Here is a 23,421-nt window from a genome sequence, read left to right as displayed (position 1 = left end):
AGAACTTAACGTCAGGAGAGCAGCCAAAAAAAGTGGCTGCTTTCTCATTACCATTATTAATAACAATGTTTAGTCCTTAAATGAAGTAGGTGTATGAATGGCGAAACGTAAAAGACGAAGTACAAAGAAAAAAGAAGAATGGAAAAAAACGATAAAATTTGAATTGCTTGGTCTGATTTTATTAGCTTTATCTTGTATTGGGTTAGCTAGACTAGGTAAAGTCGGGACAGGCTTAGTGTATGTTTTTCGATTTTTCCTCGGGAATTGGGATATTATTGGGCTAGTTGGCCTATTAATTGTGTCTATTTATATTATTTGGAATCGAAAATGGCCAGTTCTAGTTAGCAGGCAATTAATTGGTGTTTACTTAATTTTATTTGCTGTCTTACTTTTAAGCCATATTCCATTATTTAATCTACAAACGAACGAAGGTAAATTTACAGATCCAAGTGTTATTAAAAATACGTGGAATTTATATTGGTCCGTTGTGAGTGGAAATACGAGCACCTCTGATTTAGGCGGTGGGATGATTGGCTCCATTTTATTTGCTGCCTCTTATTTTTTGTTTGCAGAGTCTGGGACTAAAATAATTGCAATTTTTTTAATCATTATAGGGATTGTTTTGGTTACCGGTAAATCACTTCATGATTCGTTAATAAAAGTAACTAATCCTATTATGAAATTTATTAAAAAACATTGGACATCCTTTATAAATGATACTAGTGATTGGTTTAAAGGATATAAGTCTCGATCAAAACAAACGAAAACGAAAGCAAATCAAAAACCTCTTCAAAATACAAACAAGCCTATTGAAGAGATTCATCAAGATGACGAAACTTATGAAATACCGATTGAACCAATCATCTCAAATTTTGCTGACAAAGCATATGGACAAACCAATGAGCAAGACCAAAATAGGAAAAAAGATAAAAAGAAACAGGAAGATAACGAAGATTTTGAGGATAAAACGCCAATTACATTTGTAGAGCATGAAAATACAGATTATGAATTACCATCAATTCAACTATTACATCCACCTAAACAAAATAATCAAAGTACAGAACGAGAAAATATTTATGAAAATGCTCGGAAGCTTGAAAAGACATTTCAAAGCTTTGGTGTAAAAGCAAAAGTAACGAAGGTGCACCTTGGACCTGCTGTAACCAAATATGAAGTATATCCAGATGCGGGAGTAAAGGTAAGTAAGATTGTGAATTTAAGTGATGATTTGGCACTCGCATTAGCTGCAAAAGATATTCGAATTGAGGCGCCAATTCCTGGAAAATCTGCTGTGGGTATAGAAGTCCCTAATTCAGAAGTAGCAGTTGTTTCACTTCGAGAGGTACTAGAAGCTAATGAAAATAATCAACCAAATTCGAAGCTGCAAATAGGACTCGGCCGTGATATATCTGGGGAAGCAGTACTTGCTGAATTAAATAAGATGCCACACCTATTAGTTGCAGGTGCTACCGGAAGTGGGAAAAGTGTCTGTATTAATGGGATCATTATTAGTGTCTTAATGAGAGCGAAGCCCCATGAAGTTAAAATGATGATGATTGATCCGAAAATGGTTGAATTGAATGTCTATAATGGAATTCCACATTTATTGGCTCCTGTCGTAACAGAGCCTAAAAAAGCTTCACAAGCCCTTAAAAAGGTCGTAAATGAAATGGAGCGGAGGTATGAGCTCTTTTCCCATACTGGAACTCGAAATATTGAAGGCTATAATGAATACATAAAACGACACAACCAGGATGAAGAAGGTAAACAACCAAGTCTTCCTTATATTATTGTGATTGTGGACGAGCTAGCTGATTTAATGATGGTTGCATCATCAGATGTCGAGGACAGCATTACCCGACTTGCCCAAATGGCTCGTGCAGCTGGAATTCATTTGATAATCGCAACACAAAGACCATCAGTTGATGTCATAACCGGTGTAATTAAAGCAAACATTCCATCTAGGATTGCTTTTAGTGTTTCCTCACAAACTGATTCAAGAACGATTCTTGATATGGGGGGGGCAGAGAAATTGTTAGGCCGTGGTGATATGTTATTTTTACCTGCGGGTGCCTCTAAACCAGTTCGTGTTCAAGGAGCATTTCTTTCTGATGACGAAGTAGAGGAAATTGTCGATTTTGTAATCTCTCAACAAAAGGCACAATATCAGGAAGAAATGATTCCTTCTGAAACAACTGAAAAAAGTGAAGAAGTAGATGATGAACTATATGATGATGCGGTCCAACTTGTGATTGAAATGCAAACTGCTTCCGTTTCGATGCTCCAAAGAAGATTCCGTATTGGCTATACAAGGGCAGCAAGATTAATAGATGAGATGGAAGCTAGAGGAATAGTAGGACAATATGAAGGCAGCAAGCCTAGGACGGTACTTATTTCAGCAAAGAATGAAGATGTAAGTAGTTGAATAAAAGTGAACGAGAGGCATTAATGCCTCTTTTTTTTCGACAATATTAGATTTTAGTATTTATTTATTTTTGAAAAAATGATATATTATTGACGGTTAGAATATTGTCTAACATCAGAGGTCTGATGTCTTTTCACAAAAGTAAATGGAGGAACAGCAAATGACTATCAAGTTAGACAATCGTCACTTGTATTTGCAAGTTATTGATCAAATTAAACTGGACATTGAAAATGGGATTTTTAAGGAAAAGGAGAGGCTGCCATCAGAATTTCATCTTGCAAAGCAGCTAGGGGTTAGTCGGGCAACTCTTCGTGAAGCGCTTAGAATTCTTGAAGAAGAAAATGTGATCATTAGACGTCATGGGGTTGGCACTTTTGTAAACACAAAACCTTTGTTTACTGCGGGAATCGAACAGCTTAGTAGTGTTACAGATATGATCTTAAAAGCAGGAATGAAGCCAGGTACAATATTTCTTTCTTCATCTGTACATATACCAACAGATGATGATCTCTATAGTTTAAATTGTTCAAAGGATGAAGAAATTACAATAATTGATCGAGTCCGTACTGCAAATGGTTCACCTGTTATATATTGTATTGATAAGATTCTTAGTAAATATCTCCCGTGTAATTTCTCATATGAAGAGGAGTCGTTATTAGAATACTTGGATAAACGAGCATCTAAAAAAATTTCGTATGCGGTTACACATATTGAGCCTCTAGGTTACCATGAAAAAGTCTCACCGATTTTAAATTGTGAACCAGAGACATCGTTACTTTTACTCAAACAAATGCATTATGATGAAAATGATCACCCAGTCCTGTATTCCTTGAATTATTTTAAAGCAGACAAATTTGATTTCCATGTAGTTAGAAAACGAGTTTGAAATAATTTTCAAGAGAATTGCATAATTTAAGGAGGTGGTCGAGTCTAAGTCTAAATACTGATTGTAAATATGTAATGCTTACAAAATTTATAGGGGGTTTACTTTTATGTTGAAAAAGAAATTTGGATTCGGTCTTGCATTTGTACTAGCAGCTGGAACACTTCTTGGTGCATGTGGTGCAGATGAAAAGGGTAAAGATGGAGATACAAAAAAGGCTGACCTTAAGGTTGGAATGGTTACTGATGCAGGTACTATCGATGATAAATCTTTTAACCAGGGCACTTGGGAAGGTATTAAGCTAGCTGAGGATGAGTTAGGAATTCAAACGAAATATCTAAAGCCAGCAGGTACTACTGAAGCTGAATACTTAAAAGAAATAGGAAACCTATATGATGCAGGTTATAAGTTCATTGTAACACCAGGCTTTAAATTTGAAACAGCTGTATTTAAAGCACAAGATAAATATGAAGATGCAAAATTTGTTATTCTTGATGGAAATCCACATAGTGGAGATTTCAACCCAGTTGTAAAAGAAAATACTGTTGCTGTATTCTATGCTGAACATCAATCAGGTTTTCTAGCTGGTGTAGCTACTGCTATTGAATTAAAAGAAGGTGAAGCAGGCTTTATCGGTGGTATGGAAATCCCTGCAGTACAAAAATTTAACTGGGGCTTCCAACAAGGTGTAGCATATGCAAACGAAAATTTAGGTACAAAAATTAACTTAAAGCAAGAAAATGTACTATATCAAGGTACTTTTGATGACAAAGCTGCTGGTGGACAAATCGCAGCTCAAATGTTCGACCGTGGAGTAAATGTTATCTTTACTGCTGCTGGTGGTGTTGGTGTTGGAGCAATTGATGAAGCTAAGAAGCGTGTTCAAGATGGTGAAGAAGTTTGGATCGTTGGTGTTGACGTTGACCAATATGAAGATGGAAAATTACCTGATGGAAAATCTGTTATCTTAACATCAGCAATGAAGAAATTAGCTCATTCAACTTTTGAAATTATACAACAAGAATTAGATGGTGAATTCCCAGGTGGAAAAACATTAACATTGGATGTAAAAAATGATGGTGTTGGTTTACCTGAAAAAAATCCTAACTTAAGTGAAGATACAATTAGTAAAGTAAATGAAGTATATGAAAAACTTAAAGCAGGAGAAATTGAAGTTAAAGCAGAACAAGGTAGCTTATTTAAGTAAGAGAAACATAGAAGAGACGGTTTGCTTTCCGTCTCTTTTATTGTAAAGTACAATCTCAACATCCTTACCGTGTTGATGTGCTAATAGGGGAATGAATAGAGTCTAAAAAAAAGGTGAGTGCAGCTATGGAATATGTAATTGAAATGCTCAATATACGGAAAGAGTTTCCTGGAATTGTGGCAAATGATGATATAACCTTAACTTTAAAAAAGGGAGAAATACATGCATTATTAGGTGAAAATGGTGCAGGAAAATCAACCTTAATGGGTGTCTTGTTTGGGATGTATCAACCTGAAAAAGGAAAAATCAAAGTAAACGGCGAGGAAGTTCGAATTACCAATCCAAATGTTGCTAATCGTTTAGGAATTGGGATGGTACACCAGCATTTCAAGTTGGTTGATAATTTTACCGTTACAGAAAATATTGTTTTGGGTAGTGAACCGAGAAAATTTGGTATTGCACTTGATATTGATAGAGCTGCTAAAAGAATCGAAGAATTATCAAATCATTATGGTTTGAATGTTGACCCACATGCAAAAATTGAAGATATATCTGTGGGGATGCAACAAAGAGTAGAAATCATGAAAATGTTATATCGTGAGGCAGATGTCCTTATATTGGATGAACCTACTGCAGTATTAACTCCTAGTGAAATCGAAGAATTAATGAAAATTATGCGTAATCTCCTTAAAGAGGGAAAGTCAATTATTATCATTACTCATAAGCTTAAGGAAATAAAAGCTGTAGCAGATCGTTGTACAGTTATCCGTCGTGGTAAATCGATTGGAACTGTTAATGTGTCTGAGACAAGTGAAGCAAGTCTAGCAGAGATGATGGTTGGACGTCATGTTTCTTTTAATGTGAATAAGAAAGAAAGTATACCTGGTAAGGTTGTACTTAATATAGAAAATGTATCGGTGAAAAATAATCGTAAAGTTTTAGGACTTAAGAACTTCTCTCTTGATGTGAAAACAGGTGAGATTGTTGGAATTGCAGGAGTTGAAGGTAATGGTCAATCTGAACTTGTTGAGGCAATCACAGGTTTGCGCAAGCTTGAAAATGGTCAAATCTTTATCAATGGTGAGGATATTACGCATCTTCCAATTCGTAAAAGAATTGAAAAGGGAATTGCGCATATTCCTGAGGACAGACAAAAGAGAGGTTTAGTTTTAGATTATACTTTACAGTCAAATATGGTTTTAGAAGTGTATAATAAACAGCCTTTTTCTAAATTTGGCTTGTTAAACTACAATAAAATAAAAGATTATGCTAAAAAAATAATTGAGAGCTTTGATGTTCGATCTGGGGAAGGAACCTCTTCTATTGCTCGAACATTATCAGGTGGTAACCAACAAAAAGCGATCATTGGAAGAGAGTTAGAATTGAATCCAGATCTACTCATTGCGGTACAGCCAACCCGTGGATTAGATGTTGGATCAATTGAGTATATTCATAAGAGATTGATTGAACATCGTGATAAAGGAAAAGCCGTGCTACTAGTTTCGTTAGAACTAGACGAAGTATTGCAACTTTCTGACCGAATTGCCATCGTCAATAATGGGGAACTCATTGGCGTCGTTAATGCCTCTGAAACGAATGAAAATGAGGTCGGACTTATGATGGCAGGTGTAAGTAAGGAGAGAAGTGTATGAGAACAACGATTGTATCATTAATAGCCGTGCTTTTAGGACTAATAGCAGGTGGATTATTAATGTTGTTTATTGGAAGTAATCCTATTGAAGGATATTCCTATTTATTCCAAGGTGCACTTAAGAATCCAGAACGTGTTGGTAATATGTTAGCAACTGCCACTCCACTTGTTTTTACAGGACTTTCAGTTGCCTTTGCTTTCCGTACGGGATTATTTAATATTGGTGCACCAGGACAAATGTTAATTGGTGGTCTTTGTGCTACTGCTATCGGTTTATCATTTGATATGTCTAGACCAATGTTACTAGTGGTCATGGTATTAGCTGGTTTTATAGGTGGTGCTCTCTGGGCGTTTATTCCAGGATTATTAAAAGCGAAGTTTAATGTACATGAAGTTGTATCGACAATTATGATGAACTGGATAGGCTATTGGACAGTTTATTATGTTGTTCCAGGTTATTTTAAAGGTGAGTTTTTAGAAACAGAGTCAAAACAACTACCTGAAGCTGCTTCATTAAGAGTTCCTTTTTTATCAGATATGTTTCAAGGATCTTATATAAATTTAGGGTTATTTATAGCAGTAGTTGCTGTTATTGTCATAGGATTCATTATTAATAAAACCACTTTAGGTTTTGAATTGAAAGCTGTAGGATTTAATCGGGATGCCGCTGAGTATTCTGGTATGCGTGTGAATCGGAATATCATTTTATCAATGCTTATTTCAGGTGGTCTAGCTGGTCTAGCAGGCGTTGCCATGTATACTGGAAATGCTTCAACTATGCAAATTGGTATCATGCCATCTCAAGGTTTTGATGGAATAGCGGTAGCATTATTAGGAGCTAATGCACCAATTGGTGTATTCTTTGCAGCTGTCTTTTTCGGAATTCTATATTCTGGCACAGGATTTATGAATGCAATGACTGAAATCCCACCAGAAATTGCAAATACGATTATCGCAATTATTATTTATTTTGCAGCAACAAGTGTATTGATTCATCGATTGATAGGGAAGTTTAGTAAGAAACGCTCTAATTCAAATGATATTGCTGCTAAGAAAGGGGAAATATAATATGTGGACGATTATTGAACAAATATTTCCTTATGCGATTGTCTTTACGATTCCTCTTCTTATTACAGCTTTAGGTGGTTTATTTAGTGAAAGAAGTGGTGTCGTAAATATTGGTCTAGATGGGTTGATGATTATTGGTTCATTCGCAGGTGCCCTTACGATTCATTATCTTCAAGATATATGGTCGAATCATTCCCTCGTTTTATGGGTAGGATTATTAGTAGCCGCGTTAGCTGGCCTTTTATTTTCGTTATTACATGCATTTGCAAGTATTAATTTAAGTGCAGACCAAATTATTAGTGGTACTGCAATTAATATGATTGCTGGTGCATTAACGATATTTTTAGCAAGGAATATTACTGGTAGTGGTAATATTCGGATTACTTCCGGATTTGTTTCTGATAATGTTCCATTTTTGTCGAAAATTCCGATCATAGGAGACTTGTTTTTTTCTAAAACATATTGGACAACATGGGTCATTTTATTAATCTTAATTATCAGTGCTTTTGTTTTATATAAAACAAAATTTGGGTTGCGTTTAAGGGCGTGTGGGGAGTATCCACAGGCCGCAGAGGCTGCCGGTGTTAACGTCAGAAGAGTTCGTTATATAGGTGTTATGTTATCTGGTGCATTTTCTGGCTTAGGTGGGGCTCTAATAATCGTTACTTATGCTGGTGAATTTACAGGAACTGTTTCTGGATTAGGGTTTTTAGCACTTGCTTCATTAATATTTGGTCAATGGAAGCCATTTGGTATATTGGGTGCAACTTTATTTTTCGGGTTTGCAACTACAGTGGCAAACGTTTCACAAGTTATTCCTGAACTTGCAGTAATCCCGCCAATTATCCTTAAGATTTTCCCGTATGTTGTTACATTGCTTGCGTTGGTTGTTTTCTCTAAATCATCACAGGCTCCAAAAGCAGCAGGCGAACCTTTTGATTCAGGAAAGAGATAATTGGGTATTAATAAAGACGAGGAATGACTATGAAGTCATTCCTCTTTTTGACAATGAGGAGGAGTTTAATGAGCAAAAAGGAATTATTATGGGGGGGTCTATGTATCTGCTTAATTTTATTAGCATACATCATTCCTTTTACCATTTTGAAAAATATTACATTTTGGTACGGTAGCTTCTTATTATGGATCATATTAGCCCTCTTAATTATTGGAATTAATTACATCCTAGTTAAAGATTGGAGGGATTAAAATGAGTACATCATTAATATGGTGGGGCATTGTTATATATATAGTGATATCCCTATACATCGCTTACATATCAAGGGAAGAGCAGCAAAAAAACATGGCAGGGTATTTTCTGGGCAACCGGAAGATGAACGGATTCGTATCTGCATTAAGCTATAGTGCGACAACGTATAGTGCATTCATGATGGTTGGACTTGCTGGATTAACCTACCGTGGTGGAGTAGGAGCATTTGGTTTTGAAATTATCTATTTTATGGGAGTTACGCTAGTTGCTTTTTTTGGTCCACGGTTTTGGCTAGTTGGAAAAAAATATGGTTATGTTACTCCGTCAGAAATGCTTGGAGACCGCTATGATAATAAAAAGGTAGCGACAATCATCTCACTTTCTAGCTGCTTATTTTTAATACCATACAGTGCTGTACAATTAGCAGGGGTTGGATACTTATTAGAAGGGATGACAGATGGTGAAATTTCGTTTACAACAGGTGCAATCATTGCGACAATTTTAGCAATTGTTTTCACGTATTTTGCAGGGATTAGATCGGTTATGTGGACTGATTCATTACAAGCATTAATGATGATTATTTCATCAACAATTGTAGTATTACTACTTGTAAATGGCTTAGGTGGTTTTGGTAAATTTTTTGGTACTTTAAGTACTGAACATCCAAAGTCATTAGTAGTACCTGGAAATGGTTATTTTAGTTTTACTACCTTCCTATCTCTTACAATACCTTGGATTTTCTTTAGTATTTCAAATCCACAAGTAAGTCAACGAATGTATATGCCTGCATCATTAAAAAGCTTACGAAGAATGGTATTAGGCTTTCTTGTGTTCGGATTAATTTATACAATTGTTTCAGTTATGTGGGGATATTCGGCGATCATGCTATTTCCAGGACTTGATAATCCTGATGTTGCAACACCGAACTTATTATCTTCAGATTTAATCCCACCTGTTCTAGGTGTAATTGTGATGGTTTCAATTATGGCAGCAGCTATTTCCACCATTGATTCCATTTTATTAACACTGTCTTCATTATTTGCCAGAGATGTTTATGGTGGTACCGGTAAACGTTCAAATGAAGAAAAACAATTAAAGGTTGGAAAATTTATAATTCCTGTAATTGCAATTCTTGCATATGCTTTTGCTCAATTACAGCTTAATTTAATTGCAGTTTTGTCTGTTGCGGCATCCTCAGGATTAATTGTTTCAGTTCCAGCAATAATTGGGGCATTCTTCTGGAGAAGAGGAACTGCAGCGGGGGTTATATCGAGTGTATCGATTGGAGGATTACTCGTAATCATTCTTGAAATAACAAAGTTTAAACCATTTGGACTTGGTTCTGGTGTTTGGGGATTAGTGTCTGCAATCATTTTATTTATTACTGTTAGTCTCGTTACGAAAGCTCCTGAACAAAAGGCAAATGAGTTTTTAGAATATGTTAGAACTGCCATGCAAAAACATACAAAATCAGCATAACTTATTTTAGAGGCTAGTTAGTTTGACATAACTAGCTTTTTCTTCATAACTTGAATTTTTTGCTAATCTGGGGTTATAGTGATTTTAAGATTAATTTCTTCGTTTTAGTTGAAAAATAAACTATGAGCCTAAGGAGGAGATTATATTAATGATGCTGATTGATGAGAAAGAGCAGCAAATAAATGGATTAACGCTTCATACGATAACTACCGATAAGTATAAAACAAACACTTTAGTTTTAAAAATGAAAGCCCCATTGGAAGCCGAATTTGTAACCCAAAGAGCTTTGCTCCCATACGTTCTGCAAAGCGAGACAAAGAATTATCCTTCCTCAACCATTTTACGTACATTTTTAGATGGTTTATATGGTGCCAGTTTGAATGTTGACCTTTCAAAAAAAGGTGAGTACCATGTCATTACAATACGAGTAGAAATTGCGAATGAACTCTTTTTAAAGGATAAAACTCCATTATTAAATAAAGCGATTACCTTATTAAGTGATATTATTTTATCACCTGTTCTTGAAAACGGTGTATTTAAGAGTTCTACAGTAGAAAAAGAAAAACGTAGTTTAAAACAAAGAATTCAAGCTGTTTATGATGATAAAATGAGGTATTCAAATTTGCGGTTAGTGGAAGAAATGTGTAAAGGTGAACCGTACCAGCTTCATGTAAACGGGAGAATAGATGATATTGAAAAAATTTCTGCACAATCCCTATATGAATATTATCATAAAGTAATCGCTGAAGATGAAATTGATCTTTATATAATTGGGAATATTGACCCGACTGAAGTTGAAAAAATGGTATCAAGTTGTTTTAAATTTTCAAATCAAATAAAATCACAACCACCAACATCTACTGATAAAAAGATATCGAATGTAAATGAGGTTATTGAAAAAGAAGATGTTAAGCAAGGTAAATTGAATATTGGTTATCGTACAAATACGACATATAGTGACCCTGATTATGATGCCTTGCAAGTTTTTAATGGAATATTTGGTGGGTTTTCACATTCAAAGCTTTTTATTAATGTTCGTGAAAAAGAGAGTTTAGCTTATTATGCAGCTTCTAGAGTTGAAAGTCATAAGGGCTTATTAATGGTCATGTCAGGAATTGAATTTAAAAATTTTGATAAAGCAGTCACTATCATTAAGGAACAAATGGATGCGATGTTACAGGGTGATTTCACTGATGAAACCTTATCCCAAACAAAAGCAGTTATTAAAAATCAATTACTTGAAACGATCGACACTTCACGAGGAGTAGCCGAAGTTTTATACCATAATGTAATTTCAATGAAAAAACGTTCGATTGATGAATGGATGAATGGGATTCAAGAAGTAACGAAAGAACAAGTAATTGAAGTTGGTAAGAAGATTGAGCTTGATACTATTTATTTCCTTACTGGAATGGAGGCTGCAGAATAATGGAAAAAATAACATTCGATCAGCTTCAGGAAGACTTATATCAAGAGAAGCTTTCAAATGGGTTACATGTGTTCATATTACCGAAAAAGGGTTTTAACAAAACGTATGTTACGTTCACTACTAAATATGGATCGATTGATAATCAGTTTACACCATTAGGGGAAACTGAAATGATAAGGGTGCCGGATGGAATTGCCCATTTTCTAGAGCATAAATTATTTGAAAAAGAGGATGGTGATGTATTTCAAGACTTTAGTAAACAAGGTGCATCGGCCAATGCTTTTACCTCCTTTACAAGAACGGCATATTTATTCTCGAGCACATCAAACGTTGAGCAAAACTTAGAAACATTAATGGATTTTGTACAGAGCCCATATTTTACCGAAAAAACGGTAGAGAAAGAGAAAGGAATTATTGGTCAAGAAATTACAATGTATGATGATAATCCTGATTGGAGGCTTTATTATGGTGTTATCCAAAACATGTTCAAAGAACATCCCGTAAAAATTGATATTGCAGGCACAATTGAGTCGATTTCAAAGATAACGAAAGATTTATTATATACGTGTTATGAAACCTTTTATCATCCAAGTAATATGGTGTTGTTTATTGTTGGACCAGTCGATCCTGAAAAAATGATAAATCAAATTCATTCAAATCAAGATAAAAAGGATTATCAGGATCAGCCGGAAATTAATCGTTATTTTGCTGATGAACAAAGAGAGGTCTATAAGAAAAAGCAAGTTCTTGAAATGAATGTTCAATCCTCCAAATGTTTAGTTGGGGTCAAAGCACAGAATCCAAAGCGATCAGGTAATGATTTGTTAAAAAATGAATTGTCCATTAATATTATTCTAGATTGGTTATTTGGGAAAAGTTCAGAGCACTATGAGAAATTATACGATGAGGGACTAATCGATGAAACATTTTCATTTGATTATACAGAAGAATACGGATTTGGTTTTGCGATAATTGGTGGGGATACTACGAAACCCGATGAGTTATCTTCGCGTTTACGTGAAATTATGTTGAATTGTAAACAATCTCCAATTACTGCTGAGCAATTAGATCGTGTTAAAAAGAAGAAAATTGGAGTGTTTTTACGATCACTCAACTCTCCTGAATACATTGCAAACCAATTTACAAGATATGCCTTTAATGAAATGAATTTATTCGATGTTGTACCTGTCATGGAATCGCTAACAATTGATGATATTACAATGCTTACAAATGAATTTTTTAAAGAAGAATGTATGACTGAGTGTCAAGTATTACCAAAAAGAGTTAAGTAAAAGCATCCTTTTTTAAAGGGTGTTTTTTTAAGGGAAGAGGAGTTTGTATGAAAAAGTATGCATTAATAACTGGTGCAAGTGGTGGAATTGGACGTGCAATCGCTTTGGAGGCCGCAACTCTAGGTTATTCACTATATCTTCATTATAATGAGAATGAATCATCTGCTCTCGAGCTAGTGAATGAATTAGCGGAGCAAAATGTGGAGAGTTTTTTAGTTCAAGCGGATTTGAGCACAGACAGCGGAGTTGAAAAGGTCCTTAAACAAATCGATCATCCCATCGATGCCATTATCCATAATTCGGGGAAAAGTACATATGGTTTAATAACAGATTTCGATCGTAATACGACTGAAAAAATGATCACATTACATCTTACATCACCCTTTTTACTTACAAAAGCATTACTGCCAAATATGATATCGAAAAAATGTGGCAATATTATCGTTATCTCTTCCATATGGGGATTAATAGGGGCTTCATGTGAAGTTTTATATTCGATGGTTAAAGGCGGGCAAAATTCATTTGTAAAGGCCCTTGCAAAAGAAGTAGCTCCAAGTGGGATTCGTGTAAATGCAGTAGCCCCCGGCGCAATTAATACGAATATGCTTAGTGAATTTTCTGAAGACGATCTTGGATACATTAGTGATGATATTCCGCTAGGAAGAATTGGTGAACCGTCAGAGGTTGCTAACGCGGTAAAATTTATTTTGTCGGACCAGGCTACGTATATAACTGGTCAGGTATTGTCAGTGAATGGTGGCTGGCATTGTTAAGAATTTTTCTTGCGCATAAATTTAGATAGCAAATGCCAAACTATAAAATGTAATAACCTTATAAGGAGGGTCACTTATGTCTGTATTAGACAACTTTGAACAATGGAAGGATTTTTTAGGTGATCGTTTACAGCAAGCAAAATCTGAAGGGATGGACCAAAATGTCATATCTGACATGGCACATCAATTAGGTGATTATCTCGCTAATCAAGTTGAACCTAAAAATGCGCAAGAAAAAGTGTTAGCTGATCTTTGGAGTGTTGCTTCAAAAGAGGAACAAAAAGCGATTGCAGATTTGATGATTAAACTTGTTCAGGAGTAGAAAAGTTTTGTAGGAGAGGATTTTTCCTCTCTTTTTTAATTTTGAATGAAAATCTAATAATATTACTATAAAATGAATAACGATTGGTTTATAATAAGTATTGATATTCTTTAGTCATAATGTCAAATATATCCACCGTTAAAGGATGGTTTTATGGAGAAAAAAGAATGGTACTTTGAATATGAAATATCAAAAAACCGTCCAGGTCTTCTTGGTGATATTTCTTCATTGTTGGGAATGTTGTCAATTAATATCGTCACAATCAATGGCGTTGATGACCGAAGAAGGGGAATGCTTTTATTATGTGACAGTAATGAACAAATAGTAAGACTTGAATCAATTTTACATACAATGGACACGATAAATGTAACTAAGCTTCGTGAACCTAAATTAAGGGATAGGTTGGCAGTACGTCATGGTAGATACATTCAAAGGGATGCTGATGATAAAAAAACGTTCATGTTTGTTCGTGACGAATTAGGATTACTTGTTGATTTCATGGCCGAGTTGTATAAACAAGAAGGACATAAGTTAATTGGTATTCGTGGGATGCCAAGAGTGGGTAAAACAGAGTCAATTGTTGCTGCTAGTGTGTGTGCGAATAAAAAATGGTTATTTGTCTCTTCTACCCTTCTAAAACAGACAATTAGAAGTGAGCTTATTGAAGATGAATATCATGAAAACAATCTATTTATTATTGATGGAATTGTATCAACTAAACGTGCAAACGAGAAGCATTGGCAGTTAGTCCGTGAAATCATGAGGTTACCAGCTGTAAAGGTTGTGGAGCATCCTGATATATTTGTTAGAAATACCGAGTATACGTTGAAAGACTTCGATTATATCATTGAACTGCGCAATGAGCCAGAAGAAGAAATTACATATGAAGTAGTGGATGAACAGCAAATGTTTGCAAGCTCAGATTTTTCTGGCTTTGACTTTTAATATTGGTAGGTGAAAATAGTGACTGAACTAGGTGATCGACTGAGAGAGGCAAGGGAAGCAAAAAATCTAACATTAGATGATTTGCAAAATCTTACAAAGATACAAAAACGATATTTAATTGGCATCGAAGAGGGTAATTACAATGTGATGCCGGGGAAGTTTTATGTTCGTGCATTTATTAAGCAATATGCTGAGGCAGTCGGTTTAGAGGCTGAGCAACTTTTTGATGAGTATAAAACTGACATTCCAGGTACATATAATGAAGATATCCCCGAGCAAATTTCAAGGGTCCGGACAAGAAAACAAATTTCAACGAAATCTTCAAAATTAGTTGAAATGGTTCCGATGATATTAGTAATTGTTTTCATCCTTGGTGGACTATTCGCTTTTTGGTGGTTCCAAAAAGGTAATGATGTTGCCGAATCACCAAAGAAGGAAATTGAGAGTGAACAAACACAATATGATGAGTCAAATGAAGATCCGCCGAATAACAAGAAGGATGAAGATGTTGATGATGCTGTAGCCGGAGAAACGGATGATACAACGGATGATACTTCAGGAGAAGATGATGAGGCAGTTGAAGAAAAACCTGTACAAGAGTTAGTGCAAACTGAAAAGGGCTCAAGTACTGCAACTTACGAATTAAAAAATGCTGAAGCGTTTATGGTTGAGCTAACTGCAAAAGTTGATGGTCAAGCATGGGTTGATGTAAAGAACAAAAAGAATCATAAATTTATATATGAAACAATAGCAGATGGACAAATGGAAAAATTAGATTTGACAAATGAAACTGAGGTCATTTTTAACATTGGGAGATCATCAGATCTTGAAGTGAAAATTAACGGTGAAATTTTTGAATATCCATTTGACCCAAGCAAAGTCGTAACACAAAAAATTACGATTCGTTATACACCAGCAGTAACCGAATAACAAAAAGTCATCATATTGATGGCTTTTTTTACCTTATAAGTGTATTATCACTATTGAAGAAACTGATTTTTTCTCTTGGAGGTATTGTAAGTGAATTTACCAAACAAAATAACAGTAGCCAGAATATTATTAATACCACTGTTCCTAATTGTGATGTTTGTTCCTTTTGGATGGGGCAATGTAACAATAAGTACAATTTCCATTCCAATTAAAGACCTTGTTGGAGCATTTATATTTATTTTTGCATCATCAACTGATTGGATAGATGGGCATATTGCAAGGAAGTATAATTTAGTAACGAATCTTGGGAAATTTCTAGATCCACTAGCTGATAAACTTCTTGTGTCTGCTGCGCTAGTTACATTAGTTGAATTAGGATTAGCACCAGCCTGGATGGTCATTATTATTATTAGTAGAGAATTTGCGGTAACCGGACTTCGTCTCCTTCTAGCAGAAGGTGGAGAGGTGTCAGCTGCAAAAATGTTAGGTAAGATTAAGATGTGGGCTCAAGTCGTAGCTGTGTCAGCATTATTGTTACATAATTTTCCTTTCGAATTTATTTCTTTCCCATTTGATATGGTTGCACTATGGATTGCTGTCATTTTTACAGTTGTCTCTGGTTGGGATTATTTTGCAAAAAACAAACATATATTTGCAAACTCTAAGTAAAAGATGGTGATGAATTTAGATGGATGCTGAAATAATTGCAGTTGGATCTGAATTGCTATTAGGTCAAATTGCGAATACAAATGGACAATTTTTATCTAAACAACTTGCTGAGCTTGGGATAAATGTGTATTATCACACCGTTGTAGGAGATAATTCGAGTCGCTTAGAAAATGCAATCAGTATTGCGCAAACTCGTGCAGACTTAATTATTTTTACTGGTGGATTAGGGCCGACAAAAGATGATTTAACAAAGGAAACGATTGCTAAGATACTAGGAAAGAAATTAGTAACCGATGCGGAAGCATTAGAAGGTATTGAAGAGTATTTTATCAAAACTAAACGAATAATGACTGAGAATAATAAAAAGCAAGCTTTAGTTATTGAGGGATCTGATATTTTAAGTAATGATCATGGAATGGCACCTGGTATGGGCTTTATAGTCGATAACATTACATATATGCTTTTTCCTGGACCACCGAAAGAATTAAATCCAATGTTTCTGAAATATGGATCCGAATTTTTGTTAAAACAAATTGGTGAAGCTGAACGTATTGAATCAAGAGTTCTACGTTTCTTTGGAATTGGTGAATCACAACTTGAGACAGAAATTGAAGATTTAATCGAGGCACAAACGAATCCCACAATTGCCCCGCTTGCAGGGGATGGGGAAGTAACATTAAGACTGACCGCTAAGCATCGTTCTCCCGAAATAGCAAAGAAACTATTGGATGAAACGGAAGGCTTGATTGCAGACCGTGTTGGAGAATACATATATGGTTATGATTCTACTTCATTAGTCGACGAGTTAATGAACCGGTTAAAAGGTATGAATCTAACAATAAGTGGAGCAGAAAGTTTAACAGGAGGTCTTTTCTTAGAAGAGCTCACTCGCCTTTCTGGTGCTTCAGCAGTGATAAAAGGCGGAGTTGTTTGTTATACAAATGAAATTAAGGAACATGTGCTTGGGGTTAACAAATCAACTCTTGAAACTAAAGGTGCTGTTAGTGAAGAAACTGCAGAAGAGCTAGCTACGAAAGTAAGAAAGATTCTTCAATCAGATATAGGGATTAGTTTTACAGGTGTTGCCGGCCCAAATGAGTCAGAGGGTAAACCAGTAGGAACGGTTATTATCGGGATTTCCTGCTTGAATTATCCTACAAAGGTATATCCACTTCTTTTGACCGGAACACGTCAAGGAATTCGTACAAGAACAGTGAAGTATGGTTGTTATTATCTACTAAAAATGTTAAAAGAACTGGACAGTTGATCTTGACATCAGCTGTTTTTTTATTATTTATCTATCTTATTTATTGCTTTTGTGATGAATAGATTACAAAAAATAATTTTTTGCTTAACTAAAAAACAATTTTTGCGTTAAAAATTGGCTGATAATTACCGAATGAATGTTCGATTTTTTACTTGGCAAATCAAAGAAAACATTGTATAGTAATAATAGTAGTTTCAAAGATAAAGGAGGAAATTCAATGAGTGATCGTCAAGCTGCCTTAGAAATGGCATTAAAACAAATAGAAAAGCAATTTGGTAAAGGGTCTATCATGAAACTTGGAGAACAGTCTGATCGTAAAATATCGACTTCACCAAGTGGATCATTAGCATTAGATATAGCATTAGGAATAGGTGGATATCCAAAAGGACGGATAATTGAGGTATATGGTCCAGAAAGCTCTGGTAAAACAACTGTAGCACTTCATGCAATTGCCGAAGTACAACAAGCTGGTGGACAAGCTGCATTTATTGATGCTGAGCACGCGCTGGATCCAGTATATGCGCAAAAACTAGGTGTAAATATTGATGAATTATTACTTTCACAACCAGATACGGGTGAGCAAGCACTTGAAATTGCTGAAGCATTAGTACGTAGTGGTGCTGTAGACATTCTAGTTGTTGACTCAGTTGCTGCACTTGTACCAAAAGCAGAAATTGAAGGTGAGATGGGTGACTCTCACATGGGGCTGCAAGCTCGTCTAATGTCTCAAGCACTTCGTAAGCTATCAGGTGCTATTAATAAATCAAATACAATCGCTTTATTTATCAATCAGGTTCGTGAAAAAATTGGTGTTATGTTCGGGAATCCAGAGACAACTCCAGGTGGACGTGCTCTCAAGTTCTATTCATCTGTTAGACTGGAAGTGCGACGCGCTGAACAATTAAAGCAAGGAAACGATATAGTAGGGAATAAAACTAAAATTAAAATTGTGAAAAATAAGGTAGCACCTCCTTTTAAAGTTGCAGAGGTTGACATTATGTATGGAATAGGAATCTCTAAAGAGGGCGAAATTATCGATATGGGATCTGAGTTGGATATCGTTCAAAAAAGTGGTTCATGGTATTCATATAAAGAAGAACGAATAGGTCAAGGACGAGAAAATGCGAAGCAATTTTTGAAAGAAAATCCTGAAATATTAAAAGAAATTCATGAGCAAATTAGAGTCCATTACAAACTTGATGAAGATGTAATAGCACCTGTAGATAAGGAGCAAGATCAAGAAGAATTTGATTTAATGGACTAATTGAACCAATCGAAGAGGCACATCTGTGTCTCTTTTTTCTTCATTCGCTGTTATTTGCACCAAAAAAATCAGAAGTTTCGATCAAAAATCCCTCGAATTTACCATTAATATGCAACCTAATATGTGACAGGCCTTGACAATAAAAAATCTCACATTTACAATAAAAATGTATATTTTACATTTTGTTAGAATTAATACGTAAAGCAAAACTCGGATCTGGTGAGCTTTTGCTATTCAGACCCGAAGTATATTCTTATGCTTTCGGATCATTATTTTAGAATCTGATTAGCTTAAAAAGCCTTTGTGCTGTATATTGAAACATAACAATGTACATGCCGACATTTTGATCTAGCAAGAAAAGTTCATAGCAAGAGGAGGTGAAATGATGAACATTACCATTGCAATTATCTCCGCTTTGCTTGGCCTAATCGTCGGTGCAGTTGTTGGCTTTTTTGTTCGTAAATCCATTGCCGAAGCTAAAATAGCTGGTGCTAAAAGTGCTGCTGAACAGATTATTGATGATGCTAATCGTGAGGCAGATTCATTAAAAAAGGAAGCTCTTTTAGAGGCAAAGGATGAAATTCATAAACTTCGTACAGAGGCGGAAAGAGAAATTCGTGATCGAAGAAGCGAACTACAAAAACAAGAAAATCGTTTATTGCAAAAAGAAGAGAATCTTGATCGTAAAGATGAGACATTAGATAAGCGTGAAGCAATGTTAGAAAAGAAAGATGATTCTCTCGTTCAAAGACAACAGCATATTGAAGAGATGGAAAGCAAAGTGGAAGAGATGGTACGTAAACAACAAGTTGAGCTAGAGCGTATTTCTAACTTAACGCGTGAGGAAGCGAAACATATTATCCTCGAGCGTATAGAGAATGAGCTTTCACATGACGTTGCCTTAATGGTTAAAGATGCAGAAAATCGTGCAAAGGAAGAAGCTGATAAGAAAGCAAAAGAAGTTCTTTCACTTGCGATACAAAGATGTGCAGCTGACCATGTTGCAGAAACAACTGTTTCTGTAGTGAATCTACCAAATGATGAGATGAAAGGTCGTATCATAGGAAGAGAGGGAAGGAATATCAGGACTCTCGAAACCTTGACTGGTATTGATCTCATCATTGACGATACACCTGAGGCAGTTATTTTATCTGGATTTGATCCAATTCGTCGTGAAACAGCAAGAATTGCCCTAGAGAAACTTGTACAGGATGGACGTATTCATCCAGCAAGGATTGAAGAAATGGTTGACAAATCAAGACGTGAGGTTGATGAATACATTCGCGAAGTTGGTGAACAAACAACCTTTGAGGTTGGCGTTCATGGGCTGCATCCTGATTTAATTAAGATATTAGGTCGTTTGAAATATAGAACAAGTTATGGCCAAAATGTCTTAAAACACTCAACAGAAGTATCCTTCTTGGCTGGCTTAATGGCTGCCGAGCTTGGTGAGGATGAAACTTTGGCACGACGTGCAGGCTTACTTCATGATATTGGCAAGGCGATTGACCATGAGGTTGAGGGAAGCCATGTTGAAATTGGTGTTGAACTTGCTACAAAATACAAAGAACATCCTATTGTGATTAATAGTATTGCTTCCCACCATGGTGATACAGAGCCTACATCGATTATCGCAGTATTGGTTGCTGCAGCTGATGCTTTATCTGCTGCTAGACCTGGTGCAAGAAGTGAAACACTTGAGAACTATATCCGTCGACTTGAGAAGCTAGAGGAGATTTCTGAATCATATGAAGGTGTAGAGAAATCCTTTGCTATTCAAGCAGGCCGTGAAGTACGAATTATGGTAAAACCAGATACGATTGATGATTTGAATGCTCATCGACTTGCTCGTGATATTCGAAAGAGAATTGAAGAAGAGTTAGATTATCCAGGACATATTAAGGTTACCGTTATTCGTGAAACAAGAGCAGTTGAATATGCAAAATAAAGTGGTCATTAGACCACTTTTTTTCTTTTGACTATATAATAATTATGTTAATATAATTTATTGAATATATATCCAATAAGGGGCTCGAATAATGAAAATATTATTTATTGGGGATGTAGTTGGATCCCCAGGTAGAAATATGATTTCCGAATATTTACCCAAGCTAAAAGCTAAATTTCATCCTAATATTACAATTATTAATGGGGAGAATGCAGCAAGTGGTAGAGGTATTACCCAAAAAATATATAATGGTTTTATCGAGGCTGGTGCACAAGCAGTAACACTTGGAAATCATTCATGGGATAACAAAGATATATTTGAATTTATTGATTCAGCAAATTACTTAGTTAGACCTGCAAATTTTCCTACAAATACTCCTGGAAAAGGAATGGTTTTTTGCAGATCACTTGGTCAAGAAATTGCAATCATTAATTTACAAGGTAGAACCTTCCTTCCCCCACTCGATTGCCCTTTTGAAAAGGCAGATAAGTTAATTGAGGAAGCGAAGAAAAGAACTTCCATTATTTTTGTTGATTTTCACGGTGAAGCAACAAGTGAAAAGCAAGCAATGGGCTGGTATTTGGATGGAAGAGTAACGGCTGTAGTAGGAACACATACACATGTTCAAACAGCTGATAATCGTATATTACCGAAGGGAACGGCATTTATTACCGATGTTGGGATGACCGGTCCATATGATGGAATACTAGGTATGGATCGAAATGCAGTCATCAAACGGTTCCTAACTGCTCTGCCGGTTCGCTTTGAGGTTGCAGAAGGTAGGAGCCAGTTAAGTGCTGTTTTAATAGACATTGATCAAAAAAGTGGAACAGCAAAGAGCATTGAACGAATCTTGATTAATGATGATCACCCTTTTTTCGACTAAAAAAAATAGATAATTAAAATAGTTGTTACCCTAGGTAGCAGCTTTTTTTTGTCAGTTTTCAAAATTAATTTTGGAATTTTTAGAAAAAAGATTAAAAATGTGCAGGAATACTTAGTGTTACTAGTGAATATAGTATCTATGGGATAAATTTTTTCGTAAAAGGTTCTAACGAACACTCAAGATACATTGTAAAGAACAAGGAGGAAACTAGGAATGGAAATATTAAAAGTTTCAGCAAAATCTAACCCTAACTCTGTAGCTGGTGCACTAGCTGGTGTATTACGTGAAAGAGGAAACGCGGAAATTCAGGCAATAGGGGCAGGAGCATTGAATCAAGCAGTGAAGGCAGTCGCAATTGCAAGAGGGTTTGTGGCACCGAGTGGAGTGGACCTTATTTGTATTCCTGCATTTACTGATATTCTAATTGATGGTGAGGAAAGAACTGCGATAAAATTAATTGTTGAACCGCGGTGAAAATTTCTTTTCTTTAATTTAAATTAACCTGTTTGTCTATAATCGGACAAACAGGTGTTTTTGTTTAACTTATTAATAAGGAGTATAGAGAATATGAATATATTTGATGCACATTGTGATGTCATATATAAAATATGGTTGGATCCAACCATTTTATTTTCAAATTCACAAAAACTACATATCACGTATGAACAATTAGTGGAATCGGGTAGTAAAGTTCAATGCTTCGCAATTTATATTCCGGAACAAGTAAGACCGGAAAGTCGTTTCGAGGTTGCCTTAGAGATGATAGATATTTTTTATCAGAAAGTGATTGCTCCATCACCATTTTTGAAGGTCGTTAAGACTAAAGACGATATAAAAGCATTAAAGGATAGGGAAATCGGAGCTATTCTAACGTTAGAAGGCTGTGATGCGATTGATAACAGTCTCATAAAGTTAAAAACATTACTTAGATTAGGTGTTTCAGCTGTTGGACTAACATGGAATTATGCAAATAGTGTTGCAGATGGGATATTAGAAGATCGCGGTGGAGGATTGTCGTGCTTTGGTAAAGAGGTGGTCAATGAACTTAATCGTTCATGTATATGGACTGACGTTTCCCATCTTTCAATTAAAGGCTTCTGGGATGTAATGGAGTTGGCTGAATATCCAATAGCCTCACATTCGAATGCTTATACATTGTGTAATCATCCACGTAACTTAAATGATGAACAAATACAATGTTTAATTAAGAAAAATGGAATGATTGGGGTTACATTTGTTCCTCAGTTTTTAAGAAATGATGAAGAGGCTGTTCTTCGAGATGTTTTGAAGCATATTGATTTTATTTGCGCATTAGGTGGTGAGTATAATCTAGGTTTTGGATCTGATTTTGATGGGATAACAGAGACAACATATGGATTGGAGCGGTATGCGAAGTACGATGCACTCGTGAATTGCTTGCTAAATTATTACTCGGAAAGACAAGTTAGAAGGTTTCTATTTGAAAACTTTTTAGAGCATTTTCCACGTTAATAATCCTAATTAAAATAGGGAATTATAATAGTTTTAGAAAAAGTTAAAAAATATTCTCTTTTTCGGCAATATTTGACTTATAAGGCTTGCATTTTTTTTGTGTTAGGTCTAGAATTGAAAGCGTTTAGTACATATCCAACAGTTAATAGGAAACTTGAAGTTTCAGTTCATAATTTTAGGTTTTAAATGATTAAAATAATATATTCCAAACATTATTTATCATCATTAATCTATATTTTATAAATTTTGAAAGTAGTAAGTTAATTTCTAGTGATTTAGTTGGAA

Annotated in this window: 21 protein-coding genes; all 21 read left to right on the top strand. The window is 35.4% G+C overall.

Features of this window, described 5'->3' with window-relative positions; translation table 11 throughout:
- Positions 1-97: 97 nt before the first annotated feature.
- The 21 genes from MJG50_RS00190 to MJG50_RS00090 all read left to right on the top strand — a co-directional run bounded on the left by MJG50_RS00190 (position 98) and on the right by MJG50_RS00090 (position 23,136).
- Positions 98-2,425, top strand: coding sequence for a DNA translocase FtsK (locus MJG50_RS00190; protein WP_240251665.1), 2,328 nt, complete (start codon positions 98-100; stop codon positions 2,423-2,425).
- 160 nt (positions 2,426-2,585) lie between these two features.
- On the top strand, positions 2,586-3,311 hold the full coding sequence (locus MJG50_RS00185) for a GntR family transcriptional regulator (protein ID WP_240251663.1): 726 nt from the start codon (positions 2,586-2,588) through the stop codon (positions 3,309-3,311).
- A 106-nt stretch (positions 3,312-3,417) separates the two neighbouring features.
- On the top strand, positions 3,418-4,515 hold the full coding sequence (locus MJG50_RS00180; RefSeq protein ID WP_240251661.1) for a BMP family lipoprotein: 1,098 nt from the start codon (positions 3,418-3,420) through the stop codon (positions 4,513-4,515).
- Between the two features lie 125 nt (positions 4,516-4,640).
- Positions 4,641-6,167, top strand: coding sequence for an ABC transporter ATP-binding protein (locus MJG50_RS00175; RefSeq protein ID WP_240251659.1), 1,527 nt, complete (start codon positions 4,641-4,643; stop codon positions 6,165-6,167).
- Positions 6,164-7,234 carry an ABC transporter permease gene (locus tag MJG50_RS00170; RefSeq protein WP_240251657.1) on the top strand — a complete coding sequence of 357 codons (1,071 nt, stop codon included), beginning with the start codon at positions 6,164-6,166 and terminating at the stop codon, positions 7,232-7,234. The genes MJG50_RS00175 and MJG50_RS00170 overlap by 4 nt, the downstream gene beginning before the upstream one ends.
- 1 nt (position 7,235) lies before the next feature.
- Complete coding sequence (locus MJG50_RS00165; protein WP_240251655.1) at positions 7,236-8,189, top strand: ABC transporter permease; 954 nt, start codon at positions 7,236-7,238, stop codon at positions 8,187-8,189.
- Between the two features lie 68 nt (positions 8,190-8,257).
- The gene (locus MJG50_RS00160; protein WP_240251653.1) at positions 8,258-8,440 is read left to right on the top strand and encodes a hypothetical protein; all 183 of its coding nucleotides are present in this window, start codon (positions 8,258-8,260) and stop codon (positions 8,438-8,440) included.
- 1 nt (position 8,441) lies between these two features.
- On the top strand, positions 8,442-9,920 hold the full coding sequence (locus tag MJG50_RS00155) for a sodium:solute symporter family protein (RefSeq protein WP_240251651.1): 1,479 nt from the start codon (positions 8,442-8,444) through the stop codon (positions 9,918-9,920).
- 154 nt (positions 9,921-10,074) lie between these two features.
- The gene (gene yfmF, locus MJG50_RS00150) at positions 10,075-11,349 is read left to right on the top strand and encodes an EF-P 5-aminopentanol modification-associated protein YfmF (RefSeq protein ID WP_431307245.1); all 1,275 of its coding nucleotides are present in this window, start codon (positions 10,075-10,077) and stop codon (positions 11,347-11,349) included.
- Complete coding sequence (gene yfmH / locus MJG50_RS00145) at positions 11,349-12,641, top strand: EF-P 5-aminopentanol modification-associated protein YfmH (protein WP_240251647.1); 1,293 nt, start codon at positions 11,349-11,351, stop codon at positions 12,639-12,641. Before yfmF ends, yfmH begins: the two co-directional genes overlap by 1 nt.
- Positions 12,642-12,688: 47 nt before the next feature.
- Positions 12,689-13,414 carry an elongation factor P 5-aminopentanone reductase gene (ymfI, locus tag MJG50_RS00140; protein ID WP_240251645.1) on the top strand — a complete coding sequence of 242 codons (726 nt, stop codon included), beginning with the start codon at positions 12,689-12,691 and terminating at the stop codon, positions 13,412-13,414.
- Between the two features lie 76 nt (positions 13,415-13,490).
- On the top strand, positions 13,491-13,736 hold the full coding sequence (locus MJG50_RS00135) for a DUF3243 domain-containing protein (protein WP_240251643.1): 246 nt from the start codon (positions 13,491-13,493) through the stop codon (positions 13,734-13,736).
- Between the two features lie 153 nt (positions 13,737-13,889).
- Complete coding sequence (locus tag MJG50_RS00130) at positions 13,890-14,681, top strand: YmfK family protein (RefSeq protein WP_240251641.1); 792 nt, start codon at positions 13,890-13,892, stop codon at positions 14,679-14,681.
- Positions 14,682-14,699: 18 nt separating this feature from the next.
- Positions 14,700-15,611, top strand: a complete 912-nt coding sequence (locus tag MJG50_RS00125) for a helix-turn-helix domain-containing protein (protein WP_240251639.1) — start codon at positions 14,700-14,702, stop codon at positions 15,609-15,611.
- 90 nt (positions 15,612-15,701) lie between these two features.
- Positions 15,702-16,280 (top strand): CDP-diacylglycerol--glycerol-3-phosphate 3-phosphatidyltransferase, encoded by a 579-nt coding sequence (pgsA, locus tag MJG50_RS00120; RefSeq protein ID WP_240251637.1) that lies wholly within the window; start codon positions 15,702-15,704, stop codon positions 16,278-16,280.
- A gap of 19 nt (positions 16,281-16,299) precedes the next feature.
- Complete coding sequence (locus MJG50_RS00115) at positions 16,300-17,547, top strand: competence/damage-inducible protein A (protein ID WP_240251635.1); 1,248 nt, start codon at positions 16,300-16,302, stop codon at positions 17,545-17,547.
- Between the two features lie 217 nt (positions 17,548-17,764).
- Entirely contained in the window at positions 17,765-18,811 is a 1,047-nt protein-coding gene (gene recA, locus MJG50_RS00110; protein ID WP_240251633.1) for a recombinase RecA, read from the top strand.
- Positions 18,812-19,196: 385 nt separating this feature from the next.
- Positions 19,197-20,759, top strand: coding sequence for a ribonuclease Y (gene rny, locus MJG50_RS00105; RefSeq protein WP_240251631.1), 1,563 nt, complete (start codon positions 19,197-19,199; stop codon positions 20,757-20,759).
- 91 nt (positions 20,760-20,850) lie between these two features.
- Positions 20,851-21,645: a TIGR00282 family metallophosphoesterase gene (locus MJG50_RS00100; protein ID WP_240251629.1), complete on the top strand. Its 795-nt coding sequence runs from the start codon at positions 20,851-20,853 to the stop codon at positions 21,643-21,645.
- A gap of 213 nt (positions 21,646-21,858) precedes the next feature.
- A complete protein-coding gene (gene spoVS, locus MJG50_RS00095; RefSeq protein ID WP_009330666.1) occupies positions 21,859-22,119 on the top strand; it encodes a stage V sporulation protein SpoVS in 261 nt (86 codons plus the stop codon).
- Positions 22,120-22,212: 93 nt separating this feature from the next.
- Positions 22,213-23,136, top strand: a complete 924-nt coding sequence (locus MJG50_RS00090) for a dipeptidase (protein WP_240251627.1) — start codon at positions 22,213-22,215, stop codon at positions 23,134-23,136.
- Positions 23,137-23,421: the final 285 nt, after the last annotated feature.

It is taken from the genome of Fredinandcohnia quinoae (genome assembly GCF_022427965.1).
Taxonomy (GTDB): domain Bacteria; phylum Bacillota; class Bacilli; order Bacillales; family Bacillaceae_L; genus Ferdinandcohnia; species Ferdinandcohnia quinoae.
The sequence above is the reverse complement of the archived record's forward strand: the minus strand, read 5'-3'. Positions and strand labels throughout refer to the sequence as shown.